9 protein-coding genes are annotated in these 10,536 nt (G+C 60.2%); 1 reads left to right on the forward strand and 8 read right to left on the reverse strand.

The genetic code is table 11. The features are described from left to right. From RR842_RS08945 to RR842_RS08970, 6 genes are all read right to left on the reverse strand, one after another. Positions 1-857: DmsC/YnfH family molybdoenzyme membrane anchor subunit (locus RR842_RS08945; RefSeq protein ID WP_332729527.1), on the reverse strand; the 857-nt coding region annotated here is incomplete at its 3' end. A gap of 9 nt (positions 858-866) precedes the next feature. Then, positions 867-1,523 carry a Tat proofreading chaperone DmsD gene (dmsD, locus tag RR842_RS08950; protein ID WP_332553518.1) on the reverse strand — a complete coding sequence of 219 codons (657 nt, stop codon included), beginning with the start codon at positions 1,521-1,523 and terminating at the stop codon, positions 867-869. A gap of 55 nt (positions 1,524-1,578) precedes the next feature. Beyond that, positions 1,579-2,223, reverse strand: coding sequence for a 4Fe-4S dicluster domain-containing protein (locus tag RR842_RS08955; protein WP_332512436.1), 645 nt, complete (start codon positions 2,221-2,223; stop codon positions 1,579-1,581). 228 nt (positions 2,224-2,451) lie between these two features. After that, positions 2,452-3,072: a 4Fe-4S dicluster domain-containing protein gene (locus RR842_RS08960; RefSeq protein WP_332512438.1), complete on the reverse strand. Its 621-nt coding sequence runs from the start codon at positions 3,070-3,072 to the stop codon at positions 2,452-2,454. Positions 3,073-3,102: 30 nt separating this feature from the next. Next, a complete protein-coding gene (locus tag RR842_RS08965; RefSeq protein WP_332729529.1) occupies positions 3,103-5,541 on the reverse strand; it encodes a DMSO/selenate family reductase complex A subunit in 2,439 nt (812 codons plus the stop codon). A gap of 194 nt (positions 5,542-5,735) precedes the next feature. Continuing rightward, positions 5,736-6,380, reverse strand: a complete 645-nt coding sequence (locus RR842_RS08970; RefSeq protein ID WP_332729530.1) for a 4Fe-4S dicluster domain-containing protein — start codon at positions 6,378-6,380, stop codon at positions 5,736-5,738. A 265-nt stretch (positions 6,381-6,645) separates the two neighbouring features. Between RR842_RS08970 and RR842_RS08975 the strand changes: the two genes are divergently transcribed. Further along, positions 6,646-8,277 carry a LuxR C-terminal-related transcriptional regulator gene (locus RR842_RS08975; RefSeq protein WP_332565604.1) on the forward strand — a complete coding sequence of 544 codons (1,632 nt, stop codon included), beginning with the start codon at positions 6,646-6,648 and terminating at the stop codon, positions 8,275-8,277. 218 nt (positions 8,278-8,495) lie between these two features. On the opposite strand, the gene RR842_RS08980 is transcribed toward RR842_RS08975, so the two are convergent. Both RR842_RS08980 and RR842_RS08985 read right to left on the reverse strand, forming a co-directional pair. Continuing rightward, positions 8,496-9,140: an ElyC/SanA/YdcF family protein gene (locus tag RR842_RS08980; protein ID WP_332574567.1), complete on the reverse strand. Its 645-nt coding sequence runs from the start codon at positions 9,138-9,140 to the stop codon at positions 8,496-8,498. A gap of 251 nt (positions 9,141-9,391) precedes the next feature. After that, the gene (locus RR842_RS08985) at positions 9,392-10,447 is read right to left on the reverse strand and encodes an NADH:flavin oxidoreductase (protein ID WP_332723200.1); all 1,056 of its coding nucleotides are present in this window, start codon (positions 10,445-10,447) and stop codon (positions 9,392-9,394) included. Between the last annotated feature and the right edge of the window lie 89 nt (positions 10,448-10,536).

A 10,536-nucleotide genomic window follows, 5' to 3' on the forward strand; every position in this document is an offset into this window, starting at 1 on the left:
TAGAAAGCAAAGCGCATGATAAAAATACCGGCCAGCACCAACGCGCTGGCAGCCACGGCACGGGGAATCGTCAAGCTGCGGGGGCCTTCCCCCCGTCGCCCGAACAGTATGCGAGCATCAAGGCCAATGCCAGCAGCTGCCAACAGGGAAAACGCAATCACCATGCCCCCGTAGTGGGGAACAAGGTCGGCTGCCGTCAGAAACGCGTTCTCGATAGCAGGCAGCTCGAAGGCCTGTATCCCGTATACCGCAAGGTTTAGTACAAGGGCGAGGCAGGACACCGCCATCAGCGCTCGGCCAAAACCCTCCGCAGAGGGGCTCCAGCGAGCGGCGCTCAATCCCACCAATGCCAGAACCGGACCTCCCACCAGCGAATTGAGCCATAAAGCAATCGGCACAGAAGGCGTGCTCCACGACACGATGGTATCGGCAGCATAAGCGAGGGACACCGACGTCACGAACACCACGCCCGCTATCATGGCAAGCGCTATCCACCAACGGCGCAGACGTTCGTTCGGATGCACCGAGAACGAATAGAGCCAGTACACACCCGCAAGCGCCAGAAACACCACGGCGCAGAATACCTCCGTTGACAGGGGGCTGCGCCCCACGCCCAAGAACACGTACAGGGCGTTTGCCGGATTGCCCAGATGGGTTGCCGAGGCGACGAGCCCCACCATCGCGGTAACCAGCGGGATGCTGAGAAACTGGTTGATGCGCCGACGCTCCTCGGAGGAAAGGTCACCCCGCAAGAGCGTCAAGCCCATGACGATGAACGCGACGACGCCCGACGGGGCGAGCGTCGTGAACAAGACGAGCGTGATCTCGCCCCATGCCGTGTCGATACCGGTCATCATCGATACCCTCTAGCGGTAGAACCTCGGATAGACCACCTCAAGGGCGCGATCCCTGCGAATCCCCTCGAGACTAGCATTCGTCAGGCGAGCAAGACCTTCGTAGAACGGATGCTGGGCAGCTTTCGCCAAACCGTCGAGGAAGTGCTCCGACCACGTGAGCAGGTGCAAGCGAAGGTAATCGTCGAGCACCTCGGGGCGATTGCGGGCAATCCACGCCATCAGCACTAACATAAGACCGAGATGGTCTTCAGGCGTTTTGTCGTCAGCGAGGCGCTCAATCCCCTGCTCGCGCATCCAGGCACGCAGCGCAAGCGTAGAAGTGCCGAATACAACGCATTCGCGATCCAGGTACACCGACCCCCACGGGGGCATCGGCTTCGGCCCAGGCCCGATGAACAGACGACGATACTCCCACACCAGGTCTTCATTGTCGATTCCCGGCGCAAGACCCTCCTTCATAAGGCCGAGGTCAGAAAGCACCTCCGCCTCCTCCGCAAACGGCCATTCTGCCGCAGCTGCCACTACCTCCAGGTCCGCAAGCGCCTGCAATGCCGCCCCTGCATCTCCGGTCTTTGGGTCTTGCAGGAACAAAGGACCCAGCGTCTCACCCACAAAGGCAATAGCCTCGGCATTGCCTTCCTCGAAAGCTCGAACGGTATCTTCCACGCTCAACCTCCTTCTCGCGCAGCCTGGATGGCCGCACGTCCTGCCTCAATCTCGATCACGCATCGTGGGCGGAATCCCGCGAGCGGCGCACTTCTGCAACATTGGCAATCTCAACCTCTTTGGCCGAAAACGGCCTAGCATCGTCGCTTGCCTTCACGAACAGGCACGGCATCGTCCGCTCTGGGTCGGGCAGCGGCGCAATATTGGCGCGTTCGCCCCGTTTGGCCATATCCTCGACCAAGCCGAAGTCCAGGGCACGACACGGACAGGCTTCTACGCAGATAGGCTTCTCGCCCTCCACCACACGAGCCAAGCAACCGTCGCACTTCACCGAATGTCCTTTGCTCCTGTTTACTTGCGGAGCATCATAAGGGCACGACAGATGACAGTATCCGCATCCCACGCATTTCTTCGCATCCACGCTCACCAAACCGGTTTCCACGTCCTTGTGCATAGCCTCGGTTGGGCATACCTCCACACACACCGGCTTGATACAGTGGTTGCATGCAAGCGACACGCTGTAGCAAAAACAGGTGGAAACGAGGCCGTCATCGTCTTTCTGCGTTGCGCCGCCGACGCATTCGTAGACCTTGCGGTACGATTCGCCGACGCTCAGATCGTGGTAATCCTTGCAGGCGAACATACAGGTCTTACACCCTGTGCACCGCGATCCATCGAAGAAAAACGCCTGTTGCGGCATGCATCCCACCTTTGTCATTGCAATCTTACCGAGCGCGTCCCCACTGTCGCCCTTTCCTAGGTTCGCTTTCGCGCACACAGACATCCACCTGCCTGCCTGCACGAAAAAATCCAAAAGCGGGGTACGGAATCATTGTACCGTACCCCGCAAGGAGGGCTCCTTATACACGAAGCTCGCACTCAAAGGCCAGACGAACTGCCGAGCAGCGCGCCTGTCTAAGTACCTGGCCTACGCTACTTCAAGCGGGTTTGCCACCATGATGTCCTTCGAGCCGGCAGGTTGTGCATCCGCCGAAGGCTTCACGAAGAAGTTCGGCACGGTGTCGGCCGGATCGGGCAGCGGCGCAATGTTGGCACGCTCGCCCAGCTTGGCCATCTCATCCGCCGAGCCGAAGTCCAACGCACGGCACGGGCAAGCCTCCACGCACACCGGTTTCTCGCCGGCAGCTACGCGCTCGGCACAGCCGTCGCAGCGCACCGCCTTCTTTTTCTCTTTGTCCACCTTCGGAGCGTTATAGGGGCACACCGTAGCGCAGGTGCCGCAACCTATGCACTTCTTCTCGTCGATGGACATGAGGCCGGTGTCGGCGTCCTTGACAATAGCGCTCTGCGGACACTTCTCGAAGCATATCGGCTTGTCGCAATGGTTGCACGACATGGACACCGGATAGCTCACACACGACGTGGTCACGTTGCCCGCCGCATCTTTCTTCGTTTCGCCCAGCGTCACCTCGGACACGTTGCGGAACGCATACCCCACGCTCAGATCCTTGAAATCCTTGCAGGACATCTCGCAAGTTTTGCAGCCGGTGCAGCGAGTGCCGTCAAAATAGAATGCCTGTTGAGACATATTGGTTCACCTCTCTCGTTACGCCGCCGCTTACGCCTTGGATACCTGGCAGATATTGGTGTGTTGGGGGTTGCCCTTCGACAGGGGCGAAGGACGCTGGGTGGTAAGCGTGTTGATGCTGCCGCCCTTGTCCACGCGATCGCCCGCCATGTCGGCATCGTGCCACGCACCCTGCGATACCGCAACCACACCGGGAACCACGCGCGGCGTGACCTTGGCCAAAAGCTCGATTTCACCGAATTCGTTCTTCACACGCACCTTGTCGCCCTGCTTGATGCTACGGCTGGTCGCGTCGGCCGGGTTGATCCAAGCTTCCTGCGGGTTCACTTCCTTCAGCTCTTCAATATTGCCCCAAGAAGAGTGAATGCGGCCACGATAATGGAATCCCGTCATCGTCAGCGGGAACTCGGTCGTGGTATTCTCCACGCCGTACCACTCAGGAATGTACACGGGGATGGCGGGAAGCGTTTCCATGCCAGACAGCGTGTCGCCTTCCTTGAGCTCCCAACCTTGCGTGAACTCGAGTACCTTTGCGGAGAATAGCTCGATCTTGCCGGACGGCGTGTCGAGCGCACTACCTGCCGGATCGGCACGGAACTTGTCCATGGCGACCTTAGCCTTGCCGGGACGCACGTACACGCCCATCTCCATGGCCTCATCATACGTAGGCAGCTTGTCGTCCTTCTCGCGCGATCCCTCGTAGATGGACTTGATCCAGTCTTCCTCGGTCTTGCCTTCCGTGAACGCATCCTTCACGCCCAGCTTGTCAGCCATAAGGCTGGCCATCTCGTAAGCCGTCTTACGCTCGAACTTAGGCGTCGTGCAAGGCTGGCCGGCGATCATATAGCCGTTGTCGCCGCCCGTGCCGATCATCGAAAGCTGCTCGAAGCGGAACAGGTCGGGCAGCACGATGTCGGCGTACTTCATGGAGTCACACATGACCGTGTCGATGCCCAAAATGAACTCGCATTTGCTCTCGTCGGCAAGCACGTCGTGCGCCTGATTGATGCCCGAGTGCTGGTTCGTCAGGCAGTTGCCGGCGTAGTTGATCATGTACTTGATGCCCGTGTTCAGCTTTTCGACACCCTTCACGCCGGCGTTCTTGGCCGTCATGTCCGGACCATGGTCGATGGCATCGGTGAACAGGAAGCACGGGATGGATGCCTTTACCGGGTTGTCAACCTTCGGCATGCTTCCGAGCGCAACAGCGTTGCTGCCCTCGCGCGTGCCGTTGCTCGTGCCGGGCAGGCCGATCTGGCCGACGAGGCAGGGCAGCGCCATGATGGACCACGCCGTCCACTCGCCATTGCTGCGGCGCTGTGGACCCCAGCCCTGGTTCACGTACAGCGGCTTGGTGGTGCCGATTTCCTGAGCGAGGCTCTTGATGCGATCAGCCGGAATGCCGGTGATCTTGGCAGCCCACTCGGGCGTTTTCTCCACCATGTCGTAGCCCTCGCCCATGATATAGGCGCGGTAGGACAGGTTCTGACCCTTATGGGTATCGGGCATGGTCTCTTCGTCGTAGCCCACGCAGTACGTATGCAGGAACTCAAGATCGACCAGGTCGTTCGCGATAAGCTCATGCGCAATGCCCGCCACCAGCGCCGCGTCGGTACCGGGGTTGATGGGCAGCCACTGCTCGGAGTGACCCATGATGGAATCATTCATGCGCGGGTCGATCATGTACACCTTGGCATTCGTCTTCTCGCGCAAGTGAGCCCAGTCGTAGTTCGACACGGCGCCGCCCTGGCGCGTCTCGGTGGGGCTGGAGCCGAACACAAGAATGAGAGCCGCATCCTCGGCAGCCGACAGCGTGGAGCCGCCCGACTGCTTCGATCCGTACATATACGGCGTGATGCAGGAAATCTGGGCCGTGGAATAGCTGTTGTAGAAGTTCAGGTAACCGCCAGCCATGGTCAGCATGCGGTTGAACGGACGGGACGTCGTGGCCGACACGCCCGTGGCGTACGGCACATACACGGCCTCGTTGCCGTACTTGTCGATAACCTCTTTCAGCTTGGTCGAAGCCGTCTCGATAGCCTCTTCCCAGCTGATCTGCTCGTACTTGTTCTCGCCGCGCTTGCCCACGCGCTTCATGGGATAGTTGATGCGGTCGGGGTGGTTCATCCAGCGACGATACGTGCGACCGCGCAAGCAGGCACGCGGCTGCGGGTCATCGAAGCCGGCATCTTTGCTCGTGTACGTCTCGACCCACACGACTTCGTCGTCCTGCGTGTGGAACTTCAAGCTGCAGCGACCCGGGCAGTTGATGGCGCAGTGACCCCACGTCACCTTCTCCTCCGCAGTGCTCTTCGGCGCAGCGTCCGATTTGGCATCCTTGCTGCCGCCCGGTGTGCATCCGAAAAGCGACAAAGCGCCGCCTCCTACTGCCGTCGCGCCCAGGCCGGCCAGCGCCGAACCTTTCACGAACGTACGGCGAGACACGGTGCTGTCAGTTGCCTTCGACATGTCTCCTCCTCTTGCCTGTTGCCCTGCGCATGTGGACTCGTCTACTCCACACCCGGCACCTCCCGCGCCAGGCACAATCGCAAAAAGCAACTGCGTGCTGGATACAACCTAGCGAATATCCGTTATCGTCGTGTCACATAAAACATGCGAACTTTGAATTTTACCTGATCAGAAGGTTGTGATTTGGATGACTCTCAAAGTCTCCGCTCAAGCAGGCCCTCTCGCCCGCCCTCCCAACGCAACGAATCCAGCATAGCAGGGGCCATCGTAAGAACAAGGTTGGGGTGCGCAACCTCCACAGGAGGAAGGGGCGGAACGCTTGCAACCGAGCCGTACAACGCACGCAGACGCACGATGTCACCAAACTCGAGAGCATGCTCGGAGCAGGCTTCGACGCACGACGGAACAACGAGAGGGCCGACACCCGACACGGCGGATGACATCGAACCGTTGCAAGCATCGCACTTCATAGCACGACCATCGTCCGGATTGATTTTCGGAGCGCCGTAGGGACACTCCTCGACACAATTCCCGCACCCGCTGCATACGCTTTCGTCGAGAGAGACGAGACCGGTGCGGGCATCTTTGCGCAACGCACCGGTCGGGCAAACGGCCACACAGAGCGGAGCGCTGCACTCGTTACAGCTCAGGGAAAGGAAGTAGGTGAACAGCATGGTCGTGGTAGCGCCGTCCTCCGACTCCTCCCAAGCACCGCCTTCGTAAGACTCGACGCTCCTGAACGACAAAGACCGCGGGATACCGTGCTGGGCGCAGCAAGCCTCGACGCAGTCCTCGCATCCCGTGCAACGCAGTGCATCGAAGTGGAATCCGTACTGCACGCTTGCCCCTTCCGTCAGCAACGTTCCTATGGTAACGGCCAGGTGGGAATAGGAAAGCTGGCCATTTTTGGCAGGCGACAAACCGTCGCTCGGGCGTTGCTTCTCCGTTATCCTGCTGCTACCTTTCACCCCGCGAACCTTGTCAGAGGCAGAAAGCAGCCAACGCACCTGCCGGCGGAGCACCTGTTATACTGCACTGCGACGCACATCATGCGCGTCGAGATGCAACCGCCAGCCCGCGCACCTGCTTCCCCGAAGGAGTTCCGTGAACCTCGCAACCGTCGCATCCGCATTCAAGCCGAATGTCACCTCGCTCGGTTATGCGTTGTTTCTTGCGACGAACGCAGCCGGGGTCTGGGGCGGTGTGTTTCCGTTCCTTCCCATGGAGTTCCAAACTCCCGAGATCGTGTTCTGGTTCTTCCTTGCCCAGTCGCTGGTGTTTTCGGTGAGCTACTTTGCCAGTGCACTGGGCGTGTACTTCCTCCCCGGGCCCACGCGGCGCTTCATGGTCATACTGGCAAGCACGCCCTACTTCTTCGGCTGGTGCTGCCTTATTGTCGCCATCTACCTCGAAGGCCTCGCGCTGCCGATGGTCGTGGCAGGCGGCGGGCTTTTGGGATTGGGGTCGGCGGGGTTCTTTATGTTGTGGCAACGGCTGTTCGCCAGCCTCGATGCCGAGCGTGGCAACCGCGACCTTATAGCGGGGACCGTGTACGGAGCGCTGCTGTACTTCTCGCTGTACCTTATTCCCGTAGCCGTAACGTCCTTTTTGATCCCCTTGGTATTCCTGCCGCTATTCGGGCTTGCTATCGTTGTCAAAAGCCGCGAGATAGACCGCGACCAGCCTATGTTCGAGGACGTGCCGCGCGAGCACCCGAACGTATACCGCCGCGTCTTGCACGACTATTGGCGCAGTGCGCTTTGCGTGGGGGCGCTGGGCATCTGCACCGGCATCATGCGCTCGCTAGCCATAGGAGACCCCCAGGTAGGATCGCTGGTGAATGTGCTGTCGATGGTGGGTGCGCTCGTAGCAGCCGCTTCCATGCTGGCATTGTGGCAGTTCAAGAACTTGCGGCTGAACGTGGTGAGTGCCTACCGCGTCGTCTTCCCCTTCGTCATAACCTCGTTTCTGCTGCTGCCGTTCTTGGCAATGGAGTATGCGCAGTGGCTCGCCGCCGTCCTGTACGCCGTGTATAGCATGGCCATCATGCTGATGATGATCCAGTGCGCGCAGGCCTCGCGCGACCGCGGCATCAATCCCATCTTCATCTACGGGTTCTTCGCCGGCATCGTGTACGTGCTGCACGACGTGGGCTTCATCGGCGGCTCGTTTGCCGAAAAGATAATGATCACCGGAATCGAGCCCTTAGCCGTAGTGGCCCTGGTCGCGGTGTACCTGCTCGGGCTTATGTACTTCATCGGGCAAGGAGGGTTCCGCAAGATATTCCGCCGCTTCGATGCCGAGAGTATCGAGCTGGTCGCGCTGCGTCCCCGAGGACAACGCGATGACTCCCTCCGCGCCACCGGCTCGACGCGCCGCTACGCAGTAGAAAAGCTGTCGGAACCGTCGGAGCAACCCGAGGCAAGCGATGCTGCGCCCGCACCTGCACGCGCAGCGCGCCGCGAACGGTTCGATCAACATGCCGTCTACCAGGATCGCATCTCGAAACAAGCTGAGTTGTTGCGCCAGCACTACCGTCTCAGCGCACGCGAAACCGAAGTCATGGAACTTATCGCACGCGGCAACACCGTAGCGCGCATTGCCGAGGATCTGGTGGTATCCGAGAACACCATCCGCACCCACTCGAAACGCATCTACGCCAAGCTAGACATCCACAAAAAGCAAGAGCTGCTCGATCTCATGGATTCCTTCGACCCCAGCGAACTGGGAGGCTAGCCTTCCTGGCCATTGCACCGCCCTCCTCACAACAAATGGCCTGCCGGGCATTCCCCTCGACGCGAAGCCGCCTGAAGCCGCAAAGGCCGGAGAGCCGGCCATCCCCCGCAAGGCGATAGAAGCACCTGACCTCCATTCGAAGCAGGAAGTAATCGACCTGATAGAGCGCGACGAATAACCGTCAGGACGGCGGCGGGTGAGGGCAGCGGCGGGCGCGCTTAGTTTGTCACGTCTCCCGACTGGTTCAAGCTGATAGGCTCTCCCACGAACGTGGACGGAGCTTTGAGTAAGGTCTTGAAGAAGTCCTTCGTACGCGCCGGTATCTCGCGCAGGTCGTACTGGCTCTGCTTGCTGTATTCGCGGTAATCGCTCGGCACACCCACCGCCTCGAGCCCCAAGCCCTGCGCGGAATAGAGCGCACGGTACAGGTGATAGGTCTGGGTTGCCACGATAATGCGCCGAACACCAAACACGTTCTTCGCGCGATACATGCTCTCATAGGTAGAGAAGCCTGCATGGTCGCAGAAGATGTCCTCGCTGGGAACGCCCTGGGCAATGGCGTAGTCCTTCATAGCCTTGACCTCGTTGTACGATACGGTGCCGTTATCGCCGCTTACGATGATCTTGGGGGCAGCACCTGCCTGGTACAACGCGATGCCGTCATCCAGACGATCTTGCAGGATGCTCGACGGCGTCCCGTCGGCGAACACGGAGGCACCGAGCACCACCACGGCATCGGCTTGAAAAGCTGCCGCAACATCGGCGCTGACGATATCGTCTTTGGTCGTGATGATCGTGGCAAGGTTCGTGCCCGCAACGACCAGCACGGCCGCCACCACGCATCCGATCACGAATCCGACCATACGCCACAACCATCCATGTTTCTTCACTCGAGTCATAGCCATCGATAATAGCAAACGTCAAGGGAGGCGTTGCCTCCGCAACACAACCTGCCACAAAACTCACGGGCAAGTCCACAAACGCGTCGAACCAGCGAGGTTCGCCAGAGGCGAAGACGAGAAGTGCTCCGCCCAGGCAGACGGCACGCAACAGCAGCGCAAAACACCCGCCAAGGGCCCACCGCGCTGCGGCGACGGGCTGCACCGGACGGATACTACGGCAGGATGCAACGGTGGCCCGGCGTTGCGCTGCAACCGTTGCATGAGGTGCAACGCGGAACGGCCCTGGCGCCATCAGCCCATCGATTCACCAGTTCAGGCTCGCAGATAAGGGGTCGGCACAATCCGAAGCCGGCAATGCCGTCCTCGACGGCCAAACGCTCCATAACCTCGAAGTCACGGTTTCCTCCCGTCAGGATCACCGGCACTCCCTCCTCGCGGACAAGGCGCTTCGCATAGGGGGCGAAGAACGGCTGGCCTTGGAAGTCCTCCGGACAGCAGGCGCGCCATGCCCCGCTGACCTCGATAGCGTCGACTCCGTGCTGCACGAGAAGCTTCGCTGCCACCAGGCTGTCTTCCTCCGTCAGGCCTCCTGGAACGCCATCGGAGCTGTTCAGCTTTACCAGAAGCGGGAAATCAGGGCCAACGCAGCGGCGAATCGAGTCTACGACCTCGACAACGATGCGGGCCCTGTTCTCGATCGGACCGCCGTACTCGTCGGTCCGGCAATTCAGCAGGGGGCTCAAAAACTGGCTAAGCAGGTAGCCATGGGCAGCATGCACCTCTACGCCGTCAAACCCTGCGGCGCAAGCACGCTGGGCTGCGTCGGCGAAGGCCTCCACGAGCCTCTTGATAGCGGAGTGAGTCGCCTGGACAGGCACGATTCCCGTCTTCGGGTGAGGAATCGCCGACGGGCCGAGAATATGTTCGCTCGGAGGCTCAAGCCTGCTTGCCGATCCTCCGTACACGATCTGGGAGATCGCCTTGGCATCCAGTGCGTGAATAGCTTGCACCAAGGCACGGTACTCCGGCACAAACGAGTCATCGTAGATGCCCAGCATATGTGGATTGGGCTGCTCATCAGGGGTCACGTACGAATACCCCAGGATAATCGTGCCCACACCGCCCGCCGCCAGCTCTTCGCAAACCGCCGTTAACTCCGGCGTTACTCGGCCGTCTGCCGTCGCGAGGCCCTCGTACGTGGCCGCACGCACCAACCGGTTCTTTGCACGAAAAGAACCCAAGGACATCTCCTCGAACAGCACGTCCATTGCACCACCTTGCCTCCCACTGGAAACCGCGACCCTCATTATTCTAGATGAGCGGAGGTGAACGTCCATGCCCGTTTTGGAGTTGTTTG

Origin of the sequence: Gordonibacter sp., from assembly GCF_036667095.1 — a bacterium.
Classification (GTDB): domain Bacteria; phylum Actinomycetota; class Coriobacteriia; order Coriobacteriales; family Eggerthellaceae; genus Gordonibacter.